Annotated in this window: 24 protein-coding genes; 12 read left to right on the top strand and 12 right to left on the bottom strand. The window is 67.7% G+C overall.

All coding sequences use genetic code 11. From position 1 onward, the window contains the following. Positions 1 to 116 precede the first annotated feature (116 nt). Both ACFQRE_RS08060 and ACFQRE_RS08055 read right to left on the bottom strand, forming a co-directional pair. Positions 117 to 287: a Flp family type IVb pilin gene (locus tag ACFQRE_RS08060; RefSeq protein WP_380120905.1), complete on the bottom strand. Its 171-nt coding sequence runs from the start codon at positions 285 to 287 to the stop codon at positions 117 to 119. 38 nt (positions 288 to 325) lie between these two features. Then, the gene (locus ACFQRE_RS08055; RefSeq protein ID WP_380120901.1) at positions 326 to 493 is read right to left on the bottom strand and encodes a Flp family type IVb pilin; all 168 of its coding nucleotides are present in this window, start codon (positions 491 to 493) and stop codon (positions 326 to 328) included. Positions 494 to 868: 375 nt separating this feature from the next. Here ACFQRE_RS08055 and ACFQRE_RS08050 point away from each other — a divergent pair, with 375 nt between their 5' ends. From ACFQRE_RS08050 to ACFQRE_RS08040, 3 genes are all read left to right on the top strand, one after another. Continuing rightward, positions 869 to 1,492, top strand: coding sequence for a methyltransferase family protein (locus ACFQRE_RS08050; RefSeq protein ID WP_380120899.1), 624 nt, complete (start codon positions 869 to 871; stop codon positions 1,490 to 1,492). Continuing rightward, positions 1,489 to 2,961 carry a hypothetical protein gene (locus tag ACFQRE_RS08045; RefSeq protein ID WP_380120896.1) on the top strand — a complete coding sequence of 491 codons (1,473 nt, stop codon included), beginning with the start codon at positions 1,489 to 1,491 and terminating at the stop codon, positions 2,959 to 2,961. The genes ACFQRE_RS08050 and ACFQRE_RS08045 overlap by 4 nt, the downstream gene beginning before the upstream one ends. Before the next feature lie 120 nt (positions 2,962 to 3,081). Continuing rightward, complete coding sequence (locus tag ACFQRE_RS08040; RefSeq protein WP_380120894.1) at positions 3,082 to 5,403, top strand: spermidine synthase; 2,322 nt, start codon at positions 3,082 to 3,084, stop codon at positions 5,401 to 5,403. Between the two features lie 222 nt (positions 5,404 to 5,625). On the opposite strand, the gene ACFQRE_RS08035 is transcribed toward ACFQRE_RS08040, so the two are convergent. After that, entirely contained in the window at positions 5,626 to 6,336 is a 711-nt protein-coding gene (locus tag ACFQRE_RS08035; protein ID WP_380120892.1) for a helix-turn-helix domain-containing protein, read from the bottom strand. Positions 6,337 to 6,567: 231 nt separating this feature from the next. Between ACFQRE_RS08035 and ACFQRE_RS08030 the strand changes: the two genes are divergently transcribed. Both ACFQRE_RS08030 and ACFQRE_RS08025 read left to right on the top strand, forming a co-directional pair. Further along, the gene (locus tag ACFQRE_RS08030; protein WP_380120889.1) at positions 6,568 to 6,738 is read left to right on the top strand and encodes a hypothetical protein; all 171 of its coding nucleotides are present in this window, start codon (positions 6,568 to 6,570) and stop codon (positions 6,736 to 6,738) included. Beyond that, the gene (locus ACFQRE_RS08025) at positions 6,738 to 7,619 is read left to right on the top strand and encodes a peptidoglycan-binding domain-containing protein (protein WP_380120887.1); all 882 of its coding nucleotides are present in this window, start codon (positions 6,738 to 6,740) and stop codon (positions 7,617 to 7,619) included. The genes ACFQRE_RS08030 and ACFQRE_RS08025 overlap by 1 nt, the downstream gene beginning before the upstream one ends. Positions 7,620 to 7,627: 8 nt before the next feature. Here the strand turns inward: ACFQRE_RS08025 and ACFQRE_RS08020 are convergent, their stop codons facing one another. Further along, on the bottom strand, positions 7,628 to 7,822 hold the full coding sequence (locus tag ACFQRE_RS08020; RefSeq protein WP_380120885.1) for a hypothetical protein: 195 nt from the start codon (positions 7,820 to 7,822) through the stop codon (positions 7,628 to 7,630). Positions 7,823 to 7,937: 115 nt separating this feature from the next. Then, positions 7,938 to 9,374 carry an adenosylhomocysteinase gene (gene ahcY / locus ACFQRE_RS08015; protein WP_380120882.1) on the bottom strand — a complete coding sequence of 479 codons (1,437 nt, stop codon included), beginning with the start codon at positions 9,372 to 9,374 and terminating at the stop codon, positions 7,938 to 7,940. A gap of 225 nt (positions 9,375 to 9,599) precedes the next feature. Between ahcY and ACFQRE_RS08010 the strand changes: the two genes are divergently transcribed. The 4 genes from ACFQRE_RS08010 (at position 9,600) to ACFQRE_RS07995 (ending at position 13,057) form a co-directional block, all read left to right on the top strand. Continuing rightward, complete coding sequence (locus ACFQRE_RS08010; protein ID WP_380120880.1) at positions 9,600 to 11,060, top strand: hypothetical protein; 1,461 nt, start codon at positions 9,600 to 9,602, stop codon at positions 11,058 to 11,060. A gap of 41 nt (positions 11,061 to 11,101) precedes the next feature. After that, the gene (locus ACFQRE_RS08005) at positions 11,102 to 11,398 is read left to right on the top strand and encodes a hypothetical protein (RefSeq protein ID WP_380120877.1); all 297 of its coding nucleotides are present in this window, start codon (positions 11,102 to 11,104) and stop codon (positions 11,396 to 11,398) included. Positions 11,399 to 11,468: 70 nt separating this feature from the next. Then, positions 11,469 to 12,470 carry a DUF808 domain-containing protein gene (locus tag ACFQRE_RS08000; protein WP_380120875.1) on the top strand — a complete coding sequence of 334 codons (1,002 nt, stop codon included), beginning with the start codon at positions 11,469 to 11,471 and terminating at the stop codon, positions 12,468 to 12,470. A 5-nt stretch (positions 12,471 to 12,475) separates the two neighbouring features. After that, positions 12,476 to 13,057 carry a YbaK/EbsC family protein gene (locus tag ACFQRE_RS07995; RefSeq protein WP_380120873.1) on the top strand — a complete coding sequence of 194 codons (582 nt, stop codon included), beginning with the start codon at positions 12,476 to 12,478 and terminating at the stop codon, positions 13,055 to 13,057. A 128-nt stretch (positions 13,058 to 13,185) separates the two neighbouring features. On the opposite strand, the gene ACFQRE_RS07990 is transcribed toward ACFQRE_RS07995, so the two are convergent. The 6 genes from ACFQRE_RS07990 to ACFQRE_RS07965 form a co-directional block, all read right to left on the bottom strand. After that, positions 13,186 to 13,326 carry a DUF1731 domain-containing protein gene (locus tag ACFQRE_RS07990; RefSeq protein ID WP_380120870.1) on the bottom strand — a complete coding sequence of 47 codons (141 nt, stop codon included), beginning with the start codon at positions 13,324 to 13,326 and terminating at the stop codon, positions 13,186 to 13,188. Between the two features lie 17 nt (positions 13,327 to 13,343). Then, positions 13,344 to 14,585 (bottom strand): NAD-dependent epimerase/dehydratase family protein, encoded by a 1,242-nt coding sequence (locus ACFQRE_RS07985; protein WP_380120868.1) that lies wholly within the window; start codon positions 14,583 to 14,585, stop codon positions 13,344 to 13,346. A gap of 8 nt (positions 14,586 to 14,593) precedes the next feature. Continuing rightward, positions 14,594 to 15,253: a TetR/AcrR family transcriptional regulator gene (locus tag ACFQRE_RS07980; protein ID WP_380120866.1), complete on the bottom strand. Its 660-nt coding sequence runs from the start codon at positions 15,251 to 15,253 to the stop codon at positions 14,594 to 14,596. 225 nt (positions 15,254 to 15,478) lie between these two features. Then, positions 15,479 to 16,684, bottom strand: a complete 1,206-nt coding sequence (locus tag ACFQRE_RS07975; RefSeq protein WP_380120863.1) for an SIS domain-containing protein — start codon at positions 16,682 to 16,684, stop codon at positions 15,479 to 15,481. Positions 16,685 to 16,710: 26 nt separating this feature from the next. After that, entirely contained in the window at positions 16,711 to 16,896 is a 186-nt protein-coding gene (locus tag ACFQRE_RS07970) for a Trm112 family protein (RefSeq protein WP_380120861.1), read from the bottom strand. Beyond that, positions 16,896 to 18,344 carry a phosphomannomutase/phosphoglucomutase gene (locus ACFQRE_RS07965; RefSeq protein ID WP_380120859.1) on the bottom strand — a complete coding sequence of 483 codons (1,449 nt, stop codon included), beginning with the start codon at positions 18,342 to 18,344 and terminating at the stop codon, positions 16,896 to 16,898. The genes ACFQRE_RS07970 and ACFQRE_RS07965 overlap by 1 nt, the downstream gene beginning before the upstream one ends. Before the next feature lie 34 nt (positions 18,345 to 18,378). Between ACFQRE_RS07965 and ACFQRE_RS07960 the strand changes: the two genes are divergently transcribed. Both ACFQRE_RS07960 and ACFQRE_RS07955 read left to right on the top strand, forming a co-directional pair. Then, positions 18,379 to 20,769 (top strand): ATP-binding cassette domain-containing protein, encoded by a 2,391-nt coding sequence (locus ACFQRE_RS07960; RefSeq protein WP_380120856.1) that lies wholly within the window; start codon positions 18,379 to 18,381, stop codon positions 20,767 to 20,769. Positions 20,770 to 20,960: 191 nt separating this feature from the next. Beyond that, positions 20,961 to 21,917 carry a hypothetical protein gene (locus ACFQRE_RS07955; RefSeq protein ID WP_380120854.1) on the top strand — a complete coding sequence of 319 codons (957 nt, stop codon included), beginning with the start codon at positions 20,961 to 20,963 and terminating at the stop codon, positions 21,915 to 21,917. 99 nt (positions 21,918 to 22,016) lie between these two features. Here ACFQRE_RS07955 and ACFQRE_RS07950 read toward each other — a convergent pair whose 3' ends face one another. Then, complete coding sequence (locus ACFQRE_RS07950) at positions 22,017 to 22,394, bottom strand: DUF3499 domain-containing protein (RefSeq protein ID WP_380120851.1); 378 nt, start codon at positions 22,392 to 22,394, stop codon at positions 22,017 to 22,019. Between the two features lie 158 nt (positions 22,395 to 22,552). Between ACFQRE_RS07950 and ACFQRE_RS07945 the strand changes: the two genes are divergently transcribed. Then, positions 22,553 to 22,879, top strand: coding sequence for a metallopeptidase family protein (locus tag ACFQRE_RS07945; protein ID WP_380120849.1), 327 nt, complete (start codon positions 22,553 to 22,555; stop codon positions 22,877 to 22,879). The last annotated feature ends 3 nt before the right edge of the window (positions 22,880 to 22,882 follow it).

Here is a 22,882-nt window from a genome sequence, read left to right as displayed (position 1 = left end):
CCACGCATGGGCCAAACCCCCTCTGATGACATGAAAAGACGAAACGTGCAGGTCTCACTGTTGTGACACTGCGAGGTCGGCGGCCCGTGGGGCCGCCGACCTGCAGCCCAGACCCCTCAGATGGAGGTGGCGATGGTGTTGAACATCGTGCTGATGTTGGTGCCGAGCACGGCGGCCGCGACGCCCACCACGACGGCGACGAGCGCGACCATGAGGCCGTACTCGACCATCGTCGCGCCAACATCGGAGGCGAGCCGCTTGCGCAGTCGCAGGATCTGCTCAGACATCGGGCGTCCCTTCTTCGAGCTGCGTGGCAGTGGGCGGATCAGGGGAACTTGAGGCCGTTGAACATCGTGCTGATGTTGGTGCCGAGCACGGTCGCGGCGACGGCGACGACGACGGCGACGAGCGCGACCATGAGGCCGTACTCCACCATGGTGGCGCCCTTCTCGGCGACCAGGCGCTGGTGGAACTTGACGAGAGCCTTGGACATTTGCATACCCCTTTTGGGTGGTCGTGTAGCAGGCCGACGACGCCGACCCGGCGCTGATCTTCCTCCGAAAATGAAGTTTTCGGACATGGCCCGAGCTAGTCAAAAACTACTGGGCACAGATGACTAGAAGAAATGGTCAGATGACTCCGACTAATCCCGACATTGGGCCGTCAGATGTGGTAGGGAAAGCGTGAGCAGCGGATTCTGAGCACGAAACTGACCGGCACGCAGGAGCAGTCCTACAGCACTGGCGATCGTCGGTCAATAGTTATCAGGGGTTAGAGGTGATTAGCTCAGCCGTGAGGGTAGCCATGGCATATAGCCCTTTTCCGCCAACCTCCCCACTGCCGCCCCCGTCGAGGTCATACTCGCGCCATGGACAGTTTCCGCGGCATCGACCTGGGTCGCCTCATCCTCGTGCCCCTCTGCGTCGCGCTCATCATCCTCAACACGGGCGCCCTGCTCGACGCGGACACGGACCGATCGGTCCTGCAGGTCGTGAGCACGATCGCCGCCCTGGCGTTCTACACCGTCCTCACCGTGATGTACCTCGGCCGGGGGGTGGCCACGCGCACCGACCGCCGTCCCGACCGGTGGCTCGTGGCGGGGCTCGCCACCTTCTCGGGCTACTTTGTGCCGCTCGTCGGTGCGGGAGACGCGGGAGAGGTCGAGGTGGGCGTCGGCTCCGCGCTCATCGCCGTCGGGGTGGCACTGTCGATCTGGGCGCTGCTGCACCTGCGCACCAATATCAGCGTGGTGCCCCAGTCCCGCGATCTCGCCTCCAGCGGCCCATACCGCGTCTTCCGCCACCCCCTCTACGTCTTCGAGTACATCAGCGCGGTCGGTCTGGCCATGGTCCACGGTGGCGGGTGGGCCTGGGCCATCGTCATCGTGCTCGCCGTCCTGCAAATCCTTCGGGCCCGGTGGGAGGAAGCGCTCCTTCACGAGCAGGTCGAGGGTTACGCGGCCTACGCCGCACGTACCCGCGGATTCTCGTGAGGGGTCGCTGGGACTGGACCATTCTCCTTGGCTGGATCCTCGCGCTCGTGGTGCTCCGCTCGACGCGGATGACCGAGCGCGACCCGTACTGGCAGGCCAAGGACGGGATCGAGCGATGGTCCGGGACCCCGTTGTCCAGGCCCGACTCGTGGAGCTGGGCGAAGCCTGAAGGACTCTTCCGCCCGACGTCCCCGCTCTGGAACAGCGCACTCGGCCTCGGTCACGACTGGCTCGGTGTCGCGGGCATCGCACTCGTCGGTGCCGCAGGCATGCTGGCCTACTTCGGCATCGCCGTGGCCGTCGCCCGGCAGCTCGGTGCCCGACCCTTGCCCACCCTGGCCGCGACGATCCTCGTGGCCGCCCTCGCGCTGCCCATGGTCTCGCCCCGGGCGACGATCGTCGTCCAGGCCCTGCTCCTCGTCTCCCTGGCCCTCGGCCACGCCCTCGTCACGCGGCCCCTTCCCCGGGCCTGGTGGACGTTTGTCGGCGTCGCCTTGGTGTCCGCCGCCCTCGGCTGGCTCGGGGCCTGGCTCCACGTGTCATGGTCGGTGACCTCGCTCGTGGTCGCCGCCGCGCTCCCTCTCCTCGCCCTCTTGGCCGGCGTCGAGCGATGGCGGGTCGGCCTCGCCGCAGCGGCCGGCATGGCGCTGGCCGTGGGCAGCACTCTCGGCCCCTACGGGTTGTCGGTGTGGCAGCTCCTCCTCGACGTGAGTTCCGCGTCGGAGGGCCAGATCGTCGAGTGGCTCTCCCCATTCACGGCCAGCCTTCGGCTCCGATGGCTCTGGGTCGCCGTTCTCGTCCTGGCTCTCGGCGCAGTCAGCGCAGTGAGGCTCCTCCGACATCGCAGCGGCACTCCCGGGTCGCCAGAGCGCGGTCGCTGGGCGCTGGAGGTCACCCTCGTCGCCATCAGTCTCGCGGCGGCGCTCGCCGGGGTCGTCGCGATCCGGTTCCTCGGGGTCGCCACGCTCACCCTGCTGCCCGTCCTCGCTGCCGAGCTCTCGCGCGCCACCATCCGTTGGCGATCGAGCGCGCGGACCGGCACGACCATCCGCACCCGGCTCACGGCAGCGTACTGGCGCCCGATCCTCACGGGAGTCCTCGTCGTCCTTGCGCCTCTCGTCGTGTGGCAGGCGGCCGATCCCGGCAGGCCTCAGCCTGAGGCGGAGATCGCCGGGTCACTCCCCCGGGGTTGCCGGCTCTTCACCGACCCCGACACCGCGGGCGCCATGCTCCTGCTGCGGCCGGACGTCCTGGTGTGGATCGACATGCGCACCGAGGTGCACGGGTCTGATGCCTACGCCAACACCCGGCGACGCCTGCTGGACCCTGACGCGGTCGTCCTGCCCGTGGGAGCAACCTGTGCGCTCGTCCCATCTTCGGCCCCGTCGGTCACCACGGACGGAGCAGCCGGTGCAGTGTGGGAGAAGGTGAGGACGACTCGTGAGCTCAGCCTGTGGGTCCCTGCCTGAGGCACAGCAGCGACATCCGATCGGCCTCGCCCTACCCGACCAGAGGCGGCGCCGAGTTCAGGCGCTGGTCGACGCCTTGATGCCTCACCCACTTACTCTCTTCCCGGACAAGGGAGCCCCATGACCGACAACACCGTCCCACCGAGCGTGCCCGTGCTCGACCCGCCTCGAGAAGGCCCGTCCGCGCGCGAGCGCGAGGGCTCACCCGTGGACCCAGCACCGGCCTCTGTCCGCGCGCCCGGCATCGTGGCCCTCTTCACCGTCACCGCCTTCGTGGGCGCGTCGCTCCTCTTCGTCGTCCAGCCACTCATCGCTCGCATCCTGCTTCCCGCCTACGGCGGCTCGGCCACGGTGTGGAGCACGAGCAGCCTGTTCTTCCAGGTGCTCCTGCTTCTCGGCTACCTGTACTCCCACGTCACGACGCGTCGGTTCGGCCCGCGGTGGCAGCCACCCGTCCACCTGCTCGCCCTACTGGCGCCAGTGGTCGCGCTCCCTGTGGCACTGCCGCTCGAAGCCGTGCCGGGCGTAGAGACCTCACCGGTCCTCTGGCTCCTTCGGACCCTGACGCTGATGATCGGCCTCCCCTTCGTCGTCATCTCCACCTCGGGGCCGCTCCTCCAGCGGTGGTACTCCTGGTCGGGCGGCCCGCGAGCCGAGGACCCGTACTTCCTCTTCGCCGCCAGCAACGTCGGCAGCTTCGTGGGTCTCCTGGCCTACCCCTTCGTCATCGAGCCCCTGCTGACAGTCGACCAGCAACGGGTCGCATGGTCGGTCGGATTCGCCCTCTTCGCCCTGCTCACGGCGACGTGCGGCATCGTCACGCGGTCGAAGGCGCGGGCCGCCCTGGGAGAGAGTCCACGCGTAGCCGAGTCGGACCCCGATCCTGCAACCTCAGTGACGTCAGAACCGTCCGCTACCGAGAGAGGACAGGTTGGGATCACCCGTCGGGACTTGCTGACCTGGCTGGTCATCAGCTTCCTGCCGTCAGCGCTCATGCTCGCCGTGACCTCCCATATCAGCACGGACGTGGCCGCGATCCCGCTGCTCTGGGTCATCCCGCTGGCGCTGTATCTCGCGACCTTCATCGTCGCCTTCGCTCGGATCGGTCGAACCGCACCGCGCCTTTCGCGTCGGCTGGCCGTCGTGGCCGCGGTGGTCGCCCTCGCCCTCATCCCCCAGGAGGCGGGCGGCCTGCCGCTCTGGCTGATCGTCCCCGTGCTCATGGCGATGCTGACTCTCGTGTCGTATGCCGCGCACGCGCAGCTCGCCGCCGACCGGCCCGACGTCGAGCACCTGACCGCGTTCTACCTCGTCGTTGCGACTGGTGGTGCCCTTGGCGGCCTCCTCAACGGTGTCATCGCACCCTTGGTCTTCGACCGCGTGTGGGAGTACTGGATCCTGCTCGCCCTGGTCCCCGTCCTCCTGCTGCGCCGTGCGGGTGCGCCCTCGCGCATCGGCCGGTATGCCGACCGCAACTGGGCCGCCTTCGCGATCGTCTGCATGTGCGGCACGATCTTCGTCTTCGCATCTGCCCTGACGGCCGCCACCTTTGCCGGAACGGGAGCGGCCCTCGCGACCGTGGTGGTCGTCGCCGGTGGTGCGTGGTGGCTCAGCGCGCGGCGAGGTCTCGCTGCGGTGCCCGTGCTCGTCATCCTGCTCGCGTTCGCGGTCCTCCAGGGTCAGGGCACGATCGACCAGCGCCGCACCTTCTACGGCAGCTACCGCGTCGTCTCCACGGACGGGCAACACCAGCTGATGCATGGGACCACCCTCCACGGGCTGCAGTGGCAGGATGACCGCCGCTATGAGCCCACCACGTACTACGCCAAATCCGGATCTCTCGGGAGCGTCTTCGCGCAGCCAGCACTCAACGACGTGGCGGTCGTCGGCTTGGGAGTGGGAACCATCGCCGCCTACGGGAAGCCAGGCCAACGGTTCACCTTCGTCGAGATCGACCCCGCCGTGGTCGACATCGCCCGTGACCCACGCCTGTTCACCTACCTCGCGGACGCCAAGGCCGACGTAGACGTGCAGGTCGGCGACGGGCGGCTGGCCCTGGAGGCGATGCCCGACGCGTCGAAGGACCTGATCATCCTCGACGCGTTCAGCTCGGACTCCATCCCGGTGCACCTGCTGACCGTGGACGCGATGCGGTCGTACGCGTCCAAGCTCCGTCCGGACGGGCTCCTCATGGTGCACATCAGCAACCGGGTCTTCGACCTCCAACCGGTCCTGAGGGGCGCGGCCGACGACCTCGGGTGGGACGCCGCCTTTGGCACCAAGGCCGAGGGTGTGCGCTCGACCGTCGGTGAGTGGGTGGCCCTGTCCCCGCGCGACGGTCGGGTCGCGGAGATGCGTCGCAGCACGGCCTGGGGCCCTCTGACGACGGACTCCACCACGTGGACCGACGACTACTCGTCCGTGCTGTCCGTGCTTCGCTGAGTGCTCCCGAGGCGAACCGGTTCACCCGGCGGCCGGTACCTGGAGGACAAGCACCTTGACGGCCGTCAGCGCCACGGTGAGGACGACGGGATGGGCGGACGGCCCCGCCGTGGCGATACAGCGGGTCCGAGGGAGCGGGCGGCATACCGGATGCATTTGAAAGACTCAATGGCGGTCATACGGCTGACCCTCCGCGCTCTCGCAGCGGTCGCTTCGCTGATGTCACACAGTCAATGAGGCGGCCAGCTCGCGGATGGGTCTGACCACTGCCGTGGTGGGAATTCGGTTCTGCCGCAGGACTACCCCGACAACGTGCGGCGAGGGGCCGTCAAGGTTGGCCGCGGCGACGCACCGCCAGCCAGCCCTGACCTGACCCGACTCGACCGCCACGCCCACCTGGCGGGTTTGCTCGACCGCGCGTGCCAGGTGGACCCTCTCAGCAGGATCGGCACCACGTCGCGCGTAGGACTCCAGCACCCCCTGATAAGCGGTCGGCCGGTGCGCGAGGGTGAGGAGTCCGGCGGGTGAACGAGTGAGCATCAGCTCGTGACTGGGCCACCCCTCAGCCTGGGCGAGTCGGAGGTCATACGGGTCCGCCGCAAGGACCGCCGGTTGCCCCAGCTCACCGAGGGGCGCGAACCAGACGATCCCACCGATGAGTTGGCGCAGCTCCTCAAGGGATTCGAACACCCTGTGTCGCTCCTCGGCAAGGTGAGCGAGCTCAGTGAGGTGGTCCAACTTCCCACCCAACGAGTACGACCCGAGGGCGTCGTCGAGCAAGCCACGTCGTGCGAGGTCCCGAGCGACGCGAAGGACGGTCGATTTGGGGAGCCCGACCGAGCGTGTGAGATCGGCCAGTGGGACACACGGTCCATCCGACGCGACGGCCTCGAGGATGGCCAGTGCGCGCCCCATCATTGTGTGGTCGTCCATTCAGACTCCCGGGCATTTCGATGCCCTCCGGCATCACCATCGGTACGTGTCTCGAGTGTGCCACTGAGTGAAACGGCGGGCGGCGCGCTTGACGGAGGTCGGCCTACGGTTTGCCTGCGGGTGAGCCCCGCCCGGCCCTCCTTTGTCCGACAGGCCGGACCTTGACGCCTCCTGTGCCGCACTCGATCGAAAACCCCAGACGCCTGAGACTCCAGACCACAGGAGGCAGTCATGACAGAGCCGGCCATCCCGCCCGTCGACGAACCGATCCCGCCCATCGAGGAGCAGATCGGACCACCACCCGTCGACGAGGACTTCACGGACTCCGACGACTTCCCGGAGGGCGAAGAGCTCCCGGACCAAACCCCCTTGCCCGACGACTCGATCTACGAGGAGTACTGATGGCTGCCGTCGCAGAGGTCCTCAGGCACCTCACCAAGCAGGAGTTCCTCTTCTGGGCCGCATCCCAGATCGGCACGACCGAGAACCCCCGCGGTTCCAACAAGGTCCCCTACTGGCTGAACACCAAGCGCGAGTGGAACGGTAACGCGTGGTGCGCCGCCTTCCTCCAGTCCGGGGCCATCGTCGGCGGCAAGAACATGACGGACGACTTCGGCTGGGGACCCTTCTACGTCCCCCAGATCGCGGCCGACGCTCTGGAGGCAGGCCAGTGGCACACCTCGCCCAAGGTCGGCGACTGGGTCATCATGGGCAAGACCAAGAAGTCCCACATCGGTGTCGTCGAGAAGGTCATCCGGGCTGGCGCGCTGGGGTCGACGGATCTCATCGTCCAGACGATCGAGGGCAACACCTCCCCCACCAACGCCGGCTCGCAGAACAATGGCGACGGGGTCTATCGCAAGAAGCGCACGGGCAAGTTCGTCCGGGGTTTCTTCCGCCCCAACTACGCCGCGCAGGACAACACCGCCATGGCACCACCCGCACCGGCCACGACCCGTTGGAAGCGCGACGATGTCAAGGTCATGCAGCGCCTTCTGGAGATCGACGACGACGGCCACTGGGGACCCGACACCGACGTGCGCAGCTCGGCCTTCCGGGCAGTGGCCGCTGCGTCAGTGCAACACAGCGTCGCGCAGATCCGGATCGTGCAGGCGATCGTCGACGTCCCAGTCGATGGCAGCTTCGGGCCCGGGACCCGTGCAGCCGTAAGGATCGCCGTCGACGATTTCCAACGGATCCTCATGGTGAGCCAGGACGGCAACTGGGGTCCTGGCACCGATCGCGCCTACGTCGCCTTCCACAAGGAATGGCGCGGTCAATAGCGCCGCACTCACCTTCCGCGCGTTGCATCGCGGCGAGCGCGGCGTGCTTGCACGAAGCCCATGAGGAGCGCCCCCGCGATGGTGAGCATGGCGGCGATGACTCGGCCGTCTCGGCTCCTGAAGGCGAACACCACGCCGATCATCACGAGCACCGTTGGGATGAGCAGGATGAGAACTGCGCTCCTGTCGAGCTTCGACGCCATGGTCCCCATCATGGCCGACGCCCCCGACGCCGGCCCGACAAACCTGAGCCAAGAATGCGGAACGCCGCCCGCTCGAGGTGAGCGGACGGCATACCGGATGGCGTTGTGAGAGAACTCAGTAGCGGTAGTGGTCCGACTTGTAGGGACCGGCCACGTCGACGCCGATGTACTCGGCCTGCTCCTTGGTGAGCTCGGTGAGCTCGACCCCGATGGCGGCGAGGTGGAGGCGCGCGACCTTCTCGTCGAGGTGCTTGGGGAGGACGTAGACCTGCTTGTCGTAGTCGGTCGTCTTGGTGAACAGCTCGATCTGGGCGATCGTCTGGTTCGCGAACGAGTTCGACATGACGAAGGACGGGTGACCCGTGGCGTTGCCGAGGTTGAACAGGCGACCCTCGGACAGCACGATGATGCTGCTGCCGCCGGAGAACGTCCACTCGTGGACCTGGGGCTTGATCTCGGTCTTGACGATGCCGGGGACCTTGGCCAGACCGGCGATGTCGATCTCGTTGTCGAAGTGGCCGATGTTGGCGACGATCGCCTTGTTCTTCATCTGCTGCATGTGCTCGGCGGTGATGATGTTGAAGTTGCCGGTCGTCGTGACGAAGATGTCGGCGATGTCGATGACGCTCTCGAGCTTGGCGACCTGGTAGCCCTCCATCGCAGCCTGCAGCGCGCAGATCGGGTCGATCTCGGTGACGATGACGCGAGCGCCCTGGCCACGAAGAGCCTCCGCGCAGCCCTTGCCCACGTCGCCGTAGCCACAGATGACCGCGACCTTGCCGGCGATGAGGACGTCGGTGGCGCGGTTGAGACCGTCGATCACGGAGTGGCGGCAGCCGTACTTGTTGTCGAACTTGGACTTGGTGACCGAGTCGTTGACGTTGATCGCCGGGAAGAGGAGGTTGCCGTCGCGAGCAAGCTCGTAGAGGCGCAGCACGCCGGTCGTGGTCTCCTCGGTGACACCCTTGATCTCGGTCGAGACCTTGGTCCACTTCTGGGGGTCCTCGGCGAGGGTGCGACGGACGAGCTCCTTGAAGACGCCGACCTCCTCGGAGTCCTTCTCGTCGGTGGGGGGCACCTGACCGGCGGCCTCCCACTCGCGACCCTTGTGGACGAGCATCGTGGCGTCGCCACCGTCGTCGAGGATCATGTTGGCGCCCTCACCACCGGGCCAGGTGAGGATCTGCTCGGTGCAGTCCCAGTACTCCGGGAGGGTCTCGCCCTTCCACGCGTAGACCGGCACACCCTGCGGGTCCTCGACGGTGCCCTGGGGCCCGACGACGACGGCCGCGGCGGCCTCGTCCTGCGTGGAGTAGATGTTGCAGGAAGCCCAGCGGACCTCGGCACCGAGTGCGGTGAGCGTCTCGATGAGGACCGCGGTCTGCACGGTCATGTGGAGCGAGCCGGCGATGCGGGCGCCCGTGAGCGGCTTGGAGGAACCGAACTCCTCCCGCAGGCTCATGAGGCCCGGCATCTCGTGCTCGGCAAGACGGATCTGGTGACGGCCGGCCTCGGCGAGGCCCAGGTCGGCAACCTTGTAGTCAAAGGACATGCGAAATCTCTTCCGTTGAGTGGGGTGGCGACCCGGCGCAGCCCATCTGGGCGATCTCGTAAGAGCGGGGTATCACCCGCGCCGGCGGCCTCCACTCTACCGACTCACGCGGTAGACATGGACGTGCATCAAGCACTGCGCCCAAGAGTCGCTGCCACTTGTGAAAGGCAACTCGCCTGCGCTGGACCGCTCATACCTTCGAAGGTGGGTCGCTAGGCTCCATCCGTGACGCGCTCCTTGCCGAGAACCTCCCACGCCAAGGGTCAGGCGTTGCCCGCGTCAGACGAAACAATTGGCACGAAGCGCACGTGGAGCATCCCTCTCGTGATCCGGCAGGTTGCTCCTGGCGCCGTGGTCGCCTTTCTCGCCTACCTCACCTTCGGGCCGGTGAAAGACCCCGATACCTTCTGGCATCTGCGCATCGGTCAGGAACTCCCGACAACGTGGCAATTCTCAGGACCAGATCCGTGGAACTCCTTTGCGACTCGCACGTGGACACTTCATGAGTGGCTTCCAGAACTCCTGATGGCCCAGGTCGCTGGCTGGGGAGGTCTTCCTGCTGTCACGGTATTGATGGTCGCAGCTGCGGCGACCCTCTTGGGCTTACTCCTCACGCTGGCCCGACAGTTCACCTCTTTGCTGATGTCGTCGCTGGTGGTTGCGCTCGCCTTCCTGGCAATGTTCCCCAGCCTCACCCCCAGACCACATCTGGTCACCTTTGCCTTTGCGGCCGTGACGACCTCCGCGTGGTTGAGAACTGCTGCAGATCGCCGCGTTCGATGGTGGTTGATTCCGCTGTCGTGGGTTTGGGCGTGCAGTCATGGGATGTGGTTCATTGGTGTCGCCATCGGGGCCGCGGGAGTGGTCGGGATGCTGCTTGAGAGAGACCTTCGCCCTTTGGCCCCACGAGCAGCCTTGGTGCCAACAGCAAGCCTTTTGGCAGCGGCTCTGACCCCAACAGGCATCAACACCGTGCTGTCCCCGCTCACCGTTCGCGGCTACACCGAGTTTGTGAGCGAGTGGGTGCCACCTTCCATCTTCGACGTGACCACGATCTGCGCACTCGTATTGCTCGCTGTGCCGATCATCACGTGGGCACGGAGCACATCGTCAGCAGGCGGCATTGAAATCATGCTCGTCCTGGTCGCTTGCGGCGTGACAATGGCCTATTCGCGCAGCGTCGCCATTGGCGCAGCCATGGCCGTGCCGCTGGCAGCTCGAGCGATCGCCGACTTCCCGCTGCCTCGTGAAAGACGGACCGTTCGCGAGGGCGCGATCGCCGCGCTGCTGGCCTCAGTGGCCGTCATCTGCGCCGCATTCCAATCACCAAGTGTGGCGCGTGAGCCCGAGTTCGTTCCCACAGCCTTTTCGGCAAAGTTGAACGATCTGGCCCCCGGCACGGTGGTCTGCAATGACTACGTTCTTGGCGGGTGGCTTCTCTGGGGGCATTCACATGTGAAGCCCATCATCGATGGACGCACGGAGCTGTACGAGGTCGAGTACGTCAAGAAGATTGTGAACTGGCAGCAGGCCGGTCCCCGGTGGAGGGACGTGGTAACGGAGTCCCAGTGTTCGATCGCCATCGTGAACAAGGACAGTGCGATTGCATTCGACTTGCAGAATGACCTCGGCTGGCGCCAAGTGCAAACTCACCGCGACTGGGTCCTGCTGGCGCCGCAACGCTAGGTTCGTTTGTACCAGGCTTGACCCAACGAACGGAGCACACGATGAGTGACACGACAAAGAACACGGGAGCGGACGGCATACCCGAGGGTTCAGGCACGCAAGGGCAGGGTGAGATCCGCGAGGAGGTTCGTCTCGACCTCGACGAGGAGAGCATCGAGAAGTGGGACGCGGTCCGCGACGACTACGCGGTCGACACCGACGCCGACGTCTCCCGGCCCGCTCTCACCGAGAGCGAGGACGACGATGAGAACGACCTCACCCTTGCATCCGAGGATGACGAAGAGGACGACGAAGCCGAGGACGAGGACCAGGGCTCCCCCGGCGACGAGGAGGAGTGACCCCGTCCCGCGCTGGGTAGGCTGAGCGTGTGGAGCACCCTGAGAACCTCACTGACCTGCAGGTGAACTGATGGCCGGCGGCCTCTTTGCCCTGCTCGATGACATCGCCGTGCTCGCCAAGGCCGCTGCCGCCTCGGCCGACGACGTCGCCGCCGCAGCCGGGCGCGCCAGCGTCAAGGCCACGGGCGTCATCGTCGACGACACGGCGGTGACCCCCCGCTATGTCGAGGGCCTCTCCCCCAAGCGCGAGCTGCCGATCATCAAGAAGATCGCGATCGGCTCCCTGCGCAACAAGTTCTTCTTCATCCTGCCGGCGGCGCTGCTGCTCAGCCAGTTCCTCCCCCAGGCACTCACGCCGTTGCTCATGATCGGCGGCACCTACCTCTGCTTCGAGGGTGCCGAGAAGATCTGGGAACGCGTCAGCGGTCACTCCGAGGACGCCGCCGACCAGGCACACGAGGAGGGCAAGGTCGCCGACGAGGACGAGATCACGAGCGGCGCGATCCGCACCGACTTCATCCTCTCCGCCGAGATCATGGTCATCTCGCTCAACGAGGTCGCTGACGAAGGGTTTGTCTCGCGGCTCGCGATCCTCGCCGTCGTGGCGGTGCTCATCACGACCCTCGTCTACGGCGTAGTCGCGGCCATCGTCAAGATGGACGACGTCGGCCTGCACCTGTCCGAGCAGTCGGGCGTCCGCGCCCCGATCGGCCGCGGCCTCGTTGCGGCCATGCCCAAGCTGCTGTCGACCCTGTCCGTCGTCGGTATCGCTGCCATGACCTGGGTCGGCGGTCACATCCTGCTCGTGGGTCTCGATGACCTCTCCAAGGAGTACGGCTGGTCGATCCTCCACCAGCCGTACTCGTGGGTGCACCACGCCGAGGAGTGGGTCCACGATGCCACCGGTCCGCTGGGTGGCATCCTCGGCTGGGTCACCAACACCGTCGGTTCGGCCATCCTCGGTCTCGTCGTCGGAGCGGTCGTCGTCGCGATCATGCACGTCATCCCCCGCAAGGGCGGCCACGGCAAGCACGAGGCCACTGAGCCTGCAGTCGCCGACGAAAAGCACTGACGCGTATGCCGTCCGCTCGCGGAACGCTCGACTGGTCACCTGCCGCTTTGCACCCTGAGCTGGTCGCGCCTTCGGTGGCCGCGGCTCTGGCCGTGGCGGCGGCCGCGGCTGCGGCCGTGGCGCCAGATCCGGTCAGGGACAACGGAATCGCGGCAGCGGAGGTGGCGCCCATCGACGCCACGCTCGCCGACACGGAAGCCTTCTGCGCGGCATACGACGTCGCTTTGGCCGCCAGTGCGAACTGCGTCATCGTTGCCGGGAAGCGCGCCGGGGCGACGACCTACGCCGCCGTGATGATCCTCGCGACCGACCGCGCCGACATCAACGGCGTCGTGCGCAAGCACCTCGGCGTTCGCAAGATCTCGTTCGCCCCGCACGACGACGCGGTGTCGCTCACGGGCATGGAGTTCGGTGGCATCACGCCGATCGGACTGCCTGCGGAGTGGCCGGTCCTCGTCGATGCCGCCGTCGTGGCCGCCGGTGCGGTCGTCATCGGCAGCGGGCTTCGACGCAGCAAGATCCTCGTCGACGGTGCTGCCCTGGCGGCCCTGCCGACGGCCGAAGTCATCGACCTCGCCCAGCACTGACCCGCAACCCGACTTCGTGCCCTGCATGGACACGGTGATCGGCCGAAGGCCGCGTCTCCGTGTTCGTGCGGGGCACGAAGTCGCAGCCCTCAGCAGGCTGAGTGCTCAGCCGGTGGGGTGGCCGGTGGCTACTTGGCCTGATCGGCGCCGAGCACGTCCTCGAGGGCATCCTCGAGGTGCGGGTAGGCGAACTCGAAGCCGCTCACGGGCAGGACGGACGAGGTGGCACGACGGCCGGTCAGTCCCAGTGCAGCATCGGTCCGCAGCATGACCGCACCCAACTTCATCAGCGGGACGGGCGTCGGTGGCGACCAGGGCCGATGCAGTTGCCGACGGAGCTGCGCCATGAGCTCGGAGTTGCGCACGGGGAAGGGCGCGGACGCGATGACGACTCCCCCGGGCAGCTGCACGCCGGGCTCGACGCCCAAGGCGGCGCGCACGATGGTGAGCCAGTCGTCGATGTGGATCCAGCTGATCCACTGGCGTCCGGTGCCAATCGAGCCGCCCAGCCGGCCCGGGTGAGGCCGACAAGACGCGCCACGACAGGGGCTCCGCGATCCAGGACGAGCGAGGTCCGCAGGACGTGCAGGTGCTCTGCGACGGCGCCCTGCACCGAGTCCTCCCACGGCTGAGCAACGCCGGTCATCTGGGGCAGCCCCACGGGTACAGGGCTGGACTCGTCGATCTCGGCCTCGCCCGCGTCGCTGTAGATCGCCGTGGTGCTCGCCTGCACCCACGCGGCCAACGGGGCCGTGAGGCTCGCGCTTGCGCCGACGAGTGCTCGAGTGGAGTCCACCCTGCTGTCGCGCAATGAGGCGATGTTGGCGGGAGTGGGGCGAAGGTCGACGAGGCGGCCGGCGAGGTTGACCACCGCGGTGCGCGAGGATGGCTCGAGCTCTGCAGCCCAGTCCCCCACGGTTGAGCCGTCCCAGATCGCCTGTCGCACAGGCAGATCCGGCTGACTGCTTCGGGTGAGGACGACGACGTCATGCCCCCGGCACGCGAGATCGGCCACGAGTCGGCGACCGAGCGTGCCGGATCCTCCAGCGACAACGACGCGGAGCGCCTCAGGGTCGACGACGCCACCAGCAAGACGCCACAACCGGAGCGCCTGCATCGCGAAGTCAGACCCGAGCGCGCGGCGCGCGACCGGACCCATGCCGAAGGACAAGGGTCCCCACCCGGCGAGGCGTTGGGTGAGCAGGGTCAACGCGGGAGATCGCGGGTCTGGCGTCACCGTCCACTCGATCGTGAGGGCTCCGCCCGGTTGGGCCTGCTCCAGCAGGATCCTGGATCCGGGTTCGAACTCACGGACCACCAAGGGAGGAGCGGTCACTCGGTGGATGGGCCCGACGACGGGCAGGCCGAGCGCCATCGACCCCGACTGGCCGACCCGCAGTGGTCCGTCGAAGGATGCTGCGGAGACGCCGGGACACCACTGCGACCAGAGCTCCACGGTGGACAGCGTCGCGAAGACCGCATCAGGCGTGAGTGCCAGGACGGCCCGGTTGCTCTGGCTCCAGGACATGGCTCTCCTCATGCTCGGACCGCCTTGATGATGTTGGTGAGGTCGCCCACAAGGGCACCCATCCCTGGCAGGCGACTCATCCGCAGGGCTCGGTCGACGAGGGGCACCACCCTGCGGATCAGCGTGCGGGTGCGTCGTTGCTGCTCGCTCTGGTCGTGGACCCAGAAGAGCACGACCCCCATCTGCAGCAGCCACAACAGCTCGGGCAGGTCATCACGCAAGGCCCGGGGCACGGTGGCGCTGGACTCCTCGACGACTCGCGCCTGCAGGGCGATCGCGGTCTCCCGTGCGGGGCGCGACTCGGCACTGAAGGGCGACAACGGACTCGTGGGCTCGGCGGCTGCCTTGAAGAACGCCCCCGCGAACTCGTGGAACGGCTCGGCCACGTCCACCCACGCGAGCAGCACCGCTTCGTGGCGGCTCGCGAAGGTGCGGCGTCTTGACAGCGCGGTCGCGCTTGCTGCCGCGTGGTCGACCTGGATCTGGTCGTAGAACGCCTGCACGAGGTGTTCCTTCGAGGCGAACCAGTAGTACGCGTTGCCCACGCTCACCCCGGCGCGTTCTGCGACGGCCCGCATCGTGGTGCGGTCGTATCCCCGTTCAAGGAACAGCTCCTGAGCGGCGACGGCGATCGCGTCGCGCGTCGCCTCCCCTCGGGAGGGTCGCATGGCCGGACTCAACGCCTTGACTTGAACACGTTCAACATCCATGAAGGCAGGCTAGCGCACAACTTGAACGTGTTCAGATTGGGATGGTTGCTGGTGAGCCTGTCGGTGCTGGCGGTGGCGCCGTCGGCGCGACGAGCGCCTCGCGGTCATGCTGCGGCCCTGACCCAGCACCTACTGCACCGTAAGGGGCGTGATCACCCCGCTTACGGTGCAGTAGGTGCTAGGTCAGGAGGTGCGGTCGCGCAGATCGGTGACGTGGCGGGACACGGCCGGGTCGAGTCCGAGGCCGAGCGCGAGATAGGTCGCGGCGTAGTCGGTGATCGCGATGAGCGACGCGAGCCGCTCGATCGGGTGACCGCCGAGGGCCTCGACCTCCCAGACCCGCACACCCGCATCACGCGCCGACTCGGCGACCGCTTCGGCAAGGCGCCCCGCCTCAAGTCCGGCCAGGTGCTCGGGCGAGCCGGGCTGAGCAGCCACCTGCGGATGATCCCGCAGCATGAGCAGCCCGAGCTGAGGCGTGGGCGGTCCGTCGAGGAACGGGTCGGCGAAGAGGTCACGCCCACCATCGGGCGCCCCTCCGCTGCCGTTTCCATTTGCCCCGATGCCGCTGAAGGGACCATCGAAGCAGGCGACCACCTGCGAAGCTGCATCGGGAAGCGAGCCGTGAGTGGCCGGCATACGCGCCGTGCGGGCGAGCATGGCCGCAGCGCGACCGGCAGCCACTCCCGTGAGCGCTCCGTCTCCGAGGACGACAGGCACGGTCTCGGCGAGGCCAACGGCGAGGATCTTGGCGGGGTTGACGAACGACTCCGACGACGGGCGGCACTCCTCGGCCCGCTCGTCGAGCAGGTCGGCAACGCGCTCGAGCACTGCCTCAGAGCAGTCGACGAGTCCCAACCCGTCCGCAGCCAAAAGGACCGGCGTGAGCATCGACCACAAGGCAGCTCGAGAGGTCGGCGCCGGGGAGGCGACATCCACGTGGACCCCACGCCCGCGAGCGCAGATGTCGGCGAGCGGCGAGTCGGCGGCACCGACCGTGAGCAGCGAGGCGCCTCGGCGGGCAGCCTCGGCGGCGAGGGCCAGTGGACCCTGGGCGCGACCCGAGAGCGATACCGCGATGACGAGGTCGAGCGGACCGATCCACCCGGGCAGCGGTGCCTCGCGACGCGTCGTCAGCGGGACCGGCGAACCCGGCTCAGCAAGCACGTCGAGGACGTCACAGACGACCGACGAGCCGCCGAGCGAGGCGACGAGGACGGACCGAGGACGGTCACCGCCGGCGACCCGGTCGATGCCGGCTTCGCGTGCTGCAACGATGGCGCGGCGCACTTGGGCGCCAGCGGTTGCGAGCGCGCGCAGTGAGCCACGACTGTCGAGAGCCTCGAGGGACTCTGCCGAGTCGAGGAACGCCTCATCAAGGTGCGGCATGTCGGTGCGACGCAGCCGGTCGGCCGTCAGGCCGGCTTGCGCGCCTCGTCGACGAGCAGCACCGGGACGCCGTCGTCGATCCGATAGATGAGGCCGCAGGTGTCGGACGTGCAGACCAGCTCGGGGCCGGCCTCTCCGGTCTCGTCACGCAGTTCGGCGCGGCAGTGGGGGCAGCGCAGGATCTCGCGCAGCCAGGGCTCCATCGTTGACATCAGCTGATTCCTCTCGCAGTGCGTCGTACAAGCCTCAGGACATCGTCGCGTATCGCGGCCATCGTGTCCGCATCGGCTGCCTCGACGTTGAGTCGGAGCAGGGGTTCGGTGTTGGAGGCACGCAGGTTGAGCCACCACATCGGGTCGCCGTCACCGCCGCCGTGGGTCAGGGTGAGCCCGTCGAGCTCGTCGACCTCGACGCCCTTGTTGTCGGCCCACTCACGCACGAGGGCCGTCTTGGCGCCCTGGTCGTCGACGGTCGAGTTGATCTCACCAGATGCGCTGTATGCCGTGTAGTCAGCCATGACTGCGCTGAGAGGCTCGCTCTGCTCACCGAGGGCGGCGAGGACGTGCATCGCGGCGAGCATTCCGGTGTCGGCGAACCAGAAGTCACGGAAGTAGTAGTGGGCGCTGTGCTCGCCGCCGAAGACCGCGTTGGCCCGGGCCATCTCGCCCTTGATGAACGAGTGCCCGACGCGGGTGCGCACGGCCTTGGCGCCAAGGGCGGCGATGACCTCGGGCACCTGGGCGGAGGTGATGACGTTGTGAACGATCGAGACGTCGCTGGCGGCGGTGCCTGCCGCGACCTCGCGGGCGACCTCGCGGGTGGCGATGAGCGCCGTGATGGCGCTTGGGCTGACGGCCTCGCCCCGCTCGTCGATGACGAAGCAGCGGTCGGCGTCGCCGTCGAAGGCCAGGCCGAGGTCGGCACCGTGCTCGACCACGGCTGCCTGGAGGTCGACGAGGTTCGCGGGCTCGAGCGGGTTGGCCTCGTGGTTGGGGAAGGTGCCGTCCAGCTCGAAGTAGAGCGGTACGACGTCGAGGGGAAGGGACGGCATACCCGCCTTTTCTTCCAGGACCGCAGGGACGGTGTGCCCGCCCATGCCGTTGCCTGCGTCGACGACGACCTTGAGCGGGCGGATGCGGGACAGGTCGACGAGACCGCGCAGGAACGCGGCGTAGTCGGCGAGGAGTTCGCACTCGTCGGTCTTGCCCTCGTCCTCATGGCGCAGCTCGGCGGTGCCGTCGAGGAGCTCCTGGGCGAGGTCGCGGACGTCGGCGAGGCCCGAGTCCTGGCCGACCGGGCGGGCGCCCGGACGGCAGAGCTTGATGCCGTTGTATGCCGCAGGGTTGTGGCTCGCGGTGAACATCGCGCCGGCGACGTCGAGGTGGCCGCTCGCGAAGTAGAGACCGTCGGTGCTGGCCAACCCGACGTGGGTGACGTCGATCCCGCGGCTCGCCACACCGACACCGAAGGCCTGGGAGAGCTCGGGTGAGGTGGCGCGCATGTCGTGGGCGATGACGCAGCCAGTTCCGTTCTCGCGGCTGATGATCACCTCGGCAAAGGCTGCGCCGAGGGCCCACGCCACATCGACGTCGAGCTGCTCTGGCACGAGGCCCCGGACGTCATAGGCCTTGACGAAGTCAGAGAGGTTGTGGGGAGGCACGCAGCGACCTTACTAGCGCACTAGGTTGGGATTCGTGACCGCCGAACCCCACGTTGCCGACAACCACGACCTCATCCGCGTCCAGGGCGCCCGCGAGAACAATCTCAAGGACGTGAGCCTGGAGATCCCCAAGCGCCGACTGACTGTCTTCACGGGAGTGTCGGGGTCGGGCAAGAGCTCGCTCGTCTTCGGCACCATCGCCGCCGAGTCGCAGCGGATGATCAACGAGACCTACAGCGCGTTCGTCCAGGGCTTCATGCCCTCGCTGGCCCGACCCGAGGTCGACTACCTCGAGGGCCTGACGACGGCGATCATCGTCGACCAGGAGCGCATGGGTGCCAACCCTCGCTCGACGGTGGGGACCGCGACCGATGCCAACGCGATGCTGCGCATCCTCTTCAGCCGCCTCGGCAAGCCCTACGTCGGCCCGCCCACGGCATACAGCTTCAACGTGCCCACGCGGAAGGCGAGCGGGGTCATGTCGACCGACAAGGACGGCCGCACCGAGAAGGCCGTCGTCAAGGACGCCGTCTACCTCGGCGGCATGTGCCCGCGCTGCGAGGGCATGGGCAACGTCAGCGACATCGACAGGACCGCGCTCTACGACGAGACCAAGACGCTCAACGAGGGTGCGCTCACGGTGCCGGGCTACTCGATGGACGGGTGGTACGGCCGGCTCTTCGAGGGCATGGGCCTGCCGATGGACAAGCCCATCGCGAAATTCACCACAAAGCAGCTCGAGACGATGCTCTATGCGCCTCCCACCAAGATCAAGGTCGAGGGCATCAACCTGACCTTCGAGGGGATCATCCCCAAGATCCAGAAGTCGATGCTGTCCAAGGACCCCGAGGCCATGCAGCCGCACGTGCGCCGCTTCGTCGAGCGGGCCGTGACCTTCCAGCGGTGCCCCGAGTGTGGCGGCACGCGGCTGACGCCAGAGGTGCTCAAGTCCAAGATCGGCGGCAAGTCGATTGCGGATCTGGCCGAGATGCAGATCAGCGACCTGGCCCTGTGGGTGCGTGAACTCAAGGAGCCTTCTGTCACACCGCTGCTCGCGGGACTGCAGCACCTGCTCGACTCATTCACCGAGATCGGGTTGGGCTACCTGTCGTTGGATCGACCCGCGGGCACGCTCTCCGGTGGTGAGGCCCAGCGCACCAAGATGATCCGCCACCTCGGGTCCTCCCTCACCGACGTCACCTATGTCTTCGACGAGCCGACGATCGGGCTGCACCCGCACGACATCGCGCAGATGAACGACCTGCTCCTCCGACTGCGCGACAAGGGCAACACCGTCCTCGTCGTCGAGCACAAGCCCGAGACCATCGCCATCGCCGACCACGTCGTCGACCTCGGCCCCAAGGCGGGATCGTATGGCGGCGAGATCGTCTTCGAGGGTTCCATCGAGGACCTCCGCAAGAGCGACACCATCACGGGGCGCCACCTCGACGATCGCGCCCAGCTCAAGGACGAGGTGCGCACGTCGAAGGGCACCCTTGAGATCCGCGGCGCCTCGACCCACAACCTCAAGAACGTGGACGTCGACGTCCCGCTCGGGGTGCTGGTGGCCGTCACCGGTGTCGCCGGATCCGGCAAGAGCTCCCTCATCCACGGTTCGGTCGACGGACGCGAGGGTGTGGTCGTCATCGACCAGGCCGCCATCAAGGGCTCGCGACGCAGCAACCCCGCGACCTACACCGGACTGCTCGAGCCGATCCGCAAGGCGTTCGCCAAGGCCAACGGGGTCAAGCCCGCACTCTTCAGCTCCAACTCCGAGGGCGCCTGCCAGACGTGCAACGGCGCTGGCGTCATCTTCACCGAGCTCGGTGTCATGGCGACCGTCGAGTCACCCTGCGAAGAGTGCGAAGGCCGGCGCTTCCAGGCGTCCGTCCTCGAATACACCCTCGGCGGCAAGAACATCTCGGAGGTGCTCAGCATGTCGATGGACGAGGCCGAGACCTTCTTCGGTGACGGCGAGGCGAGCATCCCCGCCGCGCACAAGATCCTGGACCGGCTCGTCGACGTGGGCCTGGGCTATCTCACGCTGGGCCAGCCGCTCACAACCCTCTCCGGCGGCGAGCGCCAACGCATCAAGCTCGCCAGCCAGATGGCCGAGAAGGGCGACGTCTATGTCCTCGACGAGCCGACCACGGGTCTGCACCTCGCCGACGTCGAGAACCTGTTGGGACTGCTCGACCGGCTCGTGGACTCTGGCCGATCCGTCATCGTCATCGAGCACCACCAGGCCGTGATGGCCCACGCCGACTGGATCATCGACCTCGGCCCGGGCGCCGGACACGACGGCGGGACGGTCGTCTTCGAAGGCACCCCCGGCGACTTGGTGTCGCAGTCATCCTCGTCAAAGGGCGCCAAGGCCAAGGGAACGACCCTCACCGGCAAGCACCTGGCGGCCTACGTCAGCTGAAACCGCACCTACCGCACCGTAAGAGGGGTAATCACGCGCACCACGGTGCAGTGGGTGCTGGGGTAGCGCGTGCGCCAGCGTCGGGGAGAACGCTCGCCGCGTCATCCACAGGTGGACCCGTGAGTCGTCGTTGTCCACAGAAGTCTCGATGCTGGATGCGTTCGTGCGTCTTCCCGCCAGATGCTTGGGCCATGAAGGAGCTTCCCGACGCCCTGAGGGCCCTCGCCGCGGCCCAGTTCAATGTCGTCACTCGCCAACAGTCGCTCCAGCGCGGCCTTTCGAAGGACGCGATTCGCTGGAATGCCGGACGGCACTGGCGCGTCATCCTGCCCAACACCTACCTGCTCGCGCCAGGACACCCGAGCGAGCAGCAACGGCGTATGGGTGCCCTCCTTTACGCCGGGCCCTCGTCCGCATTGGCCGGGATGACGGCCGCAGCCGTGCACGGCCTCATGAACGCCAATCCACGGGGCCGGGTCGACGTCGTTGTGCCGGGCTCCCAGGCCAGTCGCCAGCGCGGATACGCCACGATCCGGCGCAGCCTCCTCGAAGACGCTGGTCAGGTCGTGCGCGGAGGATTGCGTGTGTCATCCCTGGCACGGGCCTGCGTCGACGCGGCGGTGGACGAGCGGAGCCTGCGCAATCGCACGGCGTTGCTCGTCGAGGCAGTTCAACGAAACATGACCACGGTCGACGACCTGGCGGAGTGGTGCTACCGCTTGCGCTCGCGCGATGCGGCCAAGGTGCTTCCAGCGCTCGACACTGCGGCCCTTGGCGTCTGGTCGGTCCCGGAGGCTGACGTCCTTGACCTCATGGGGTCGTCCGCGTTGCTCCCGGAGCCGATGACGAACCCGACCCTCGTGGATGAAGCCGGGCGGAGACTCATCACACCGGACCTGTGGCTCGACGATGCCGCCATGGCCGTGATGGTCCACTCGAAGCAGTACCACGCGGATGGCGAGGAGTTCGTGGTGACGGTCGACCGTGATGGTGAGCTCGTTGCGGCGGGAGTCGCGGTCCTCGCAGTCACGCCGACCGGGGTGCGGCGCGACCCCGCTACCGTCCTCGCAAGGATCGAGGCGACGTATGCCGCCGCGCTGCAACGACCCCGCCCCGCTGTGCGGGCTGAGCCGGCCGACGCGGCCTGACGACGAGGGCGCACTACGCACCACCCACCCCAGCAGCTACTGCACCGTGGTGCGCGTGATTACCCCACCTACGGTGAAGTAGGTGCGGAAGAAGAGGCGTCAGCCTTCGCCGTTGCCGGGGAGCATGCGGAGGTGGCCGCGGCGGTGTTCGCCAGGGACGGGTGCGGGCATCGCGCTGACCACGGCCCTCGCGACGGTGGGCTGCGGCGCCGGGCGCTCACGCACCGCGTCCACCACCGCGAGGAGGTCGTCGACCTCCGGTGCGGGCTCGTAGCCGTCGGACTCGAGGCGGACGACCTCCCAGCCCTGCGGCACCGTCAGGCGCGTCGCATGCTCGGCACACAGGTCGTAGGAGTGCGGCTCGGCATAGGTGGCGAGCGGACCGAGAACGACGGCACGATCGGCATACGCGTAGGTCAGGGTGGCCACCGCGAGCTGGGAGCACGCAGTCTTGGAGCACCTCCGGGACGCATTCACGCCACGACTCTAGGTCACCGGTCCGACAGCGCTGAGTCGGCGCGCCGTAGTCTCCATCTGTGGCCCCCACCGACCCCCGGAACAGTGCTCAGGCGCCCCGACGCGACCGACGTGGGCGTGGTGTTCGCGGCCCGTTGGCCTGGCCGCCGGTGCCGGCGATGCGCACCCGACGCGAGACCTTCGATGACGTCGTGATCGATGTCGCCGAGCGCGCCCGGGCCTATCTGGGAACGCGCTACGCGGACGTGGAGTTCGCCGTCGAAGAGGTCCCGCCGACCGACCCGGCGCCGTGGGAGGAGCAGGCCGCTGCAGTCGGACGACTCCTCCCCGTGGGCGGCACCGTGGGGCACCGGATCGTCGTCTATCGCCGCCCCGTCGAGACCCGTGCGCGCGACGTCGGCGAGGTCGCTGCCATCGTGCGGGAGGTCGTGGCCGAGCAGGTCGCCGCGCTGCTCAACGTGCCGCCGTCCGAGATCCAACTCTGAGCC

Origin of the sequence: Knoellia pratensis (assembly GCF_042666395.1) — a bacterium.
GTDB lineage: Bacteria > Actinomycetota > Actinomycetes > Actinomycetales > Dermatophilaceae > Knoellia > Knoellia pratensis.
This window is presented reverse-complemented; position numbering and strand designations above follow the sequence as displayed.

Bases quoted from the DNA above. Each gene is read 5' to 3' on its own strand.
- ACFQRE_RS08000 (WP_380120875.1), top strand. From the start codon at position 11,469: ATGGCCGGCGGCCTCTTTGCCCTGCTCGATGACATCGCCGTGCTCGCC.
- ACFQRE_RS07945 (WP_380120849.1), top strand. From the start codon at position 22,553: ATGCGCACCCGACGCGAGACCTTCGATGACGTCGTGATCGATGTCGCC.
- ACFQRE_RS07980 (WP_380120866.1), bottom strand. From the start codon at position 15,253: ATGCGACCCTCCCGAGGGGAGGCGACGCGCGACGCGATCGCCGTCGCC.
- ACFQRE_RS07970 (WP_380120861.1), bottom strand. From the start codon at position 16,896: ATGTCAACGATGGAGCCCTGGCTGCGCGAGATCCTGCGCTGCCCCCAC.
- ACFQRE_RS08035 (WP_380120892.1), bottom strand. From the start codon at position 6,336: ATGGACGACCACACAATGATGGGGCGCGCACTGGCCATCCTCGAGGCC.
- ACFQRE_RS08020 (WP_380120885.1), bottom strand. From the start codon at position 7,822: ATGGCGTCGAAGCTCGACAGGAGCGCAGTTCTCATCCTGCTCATCCCA.
- ACFQRE_RS08030 (WP_380120889.1), top strand. From the start codon at position 6,568: ATGACAGAGCCGGCCATCCCGCCCGTCGACGAACCGATCCCGCCCATC.
- ACFQRE_RS07995 (WP_380120873.1), top strand. From the start codon at position 12,476: ATGCCGTCCGCTCGCGGAACGCTCGACTGGTCACCTGCCGCTTTGCAC.
- ACFQRE_RS07975 (WP_380120863.1), bottom strand. From the start codon at position 16,684: ATGCCGCACCTTGATGAGGCGTTCCTCGACTCGGCAGAGTCCCTCGAG.
- ACFQRE_RS07955 (WP_380120854.1), top strand. From the start codon at position 20,961: ATGAAGGAGCTTCCCGACGCCCTGAGGGCCCTCGCCGCGGCCCAGTTC.
- ACFQRE_RS08055 (WP_380120901.1), bottom strand. From the start codon at position 493: ATGTCCAAGGCTCTCGTCAAGTTCCACCAGCGCCTGGTCGCCGAGAAG.
- ahcY (WP_380120882.1), bottom strand. From the start codon at position 9,374: ATGTCCTTTGACTACAAGGTTGCCGACCTGGGCCTCGCCGAGGCCGGC.
- ACFQRE_RS08040 (WP_380120894.1), top strand. From the start codon at position 3,082: ATGACCGACAACACCGTCCCACCGAGCGTGCCCGTGCTCGACCCGCCT.
- ACFQRE_RS08005 (WP_380120877.1), top strand. From the start codon at position 11,102: ATGAGTGACACGACAAAGAACACGGGAGCGGACGGCATACCCGAGGGT.
- ACFQRE_RS07985 (WP_380120868.1), bottom strand. From the start codon at position 14,585: ATGTCCTGGAGCCAGAGCAACCGGGCCGTCCTGGCACTCACGCCTGAT.
- ACFQRE_RS08060 (WP_380120905.1), bottom strand. From the start codon at position 287: ATGTCTGAGCAGATCCTGCGACTGCGCAAGCGGCTCGCCTCCGATGTT.
- ACFQRE_RS08050 (WP_380120899.1), top strand. From the start codon at position 869: ATGGACAGTTTCCGCGGCATCGACCTGGGTCGCCTCATCCTCGTGCCC.
- ACFQRE_RS07990 (WP_380120870.1), bottom strand. From the start codon at position 13,326: ATGCTGCGGACCGATGCTGCACTGGGACTGACCGGCCGTCGTGCCACC.
- ACFQRE_RS08025 (WP_380120887.1), top strand. From the start codon at position 6,738: ATGGCTGCCGTCGCAGAGGTCCTCAGGCACCTCACCAAGCAGGAGTTC.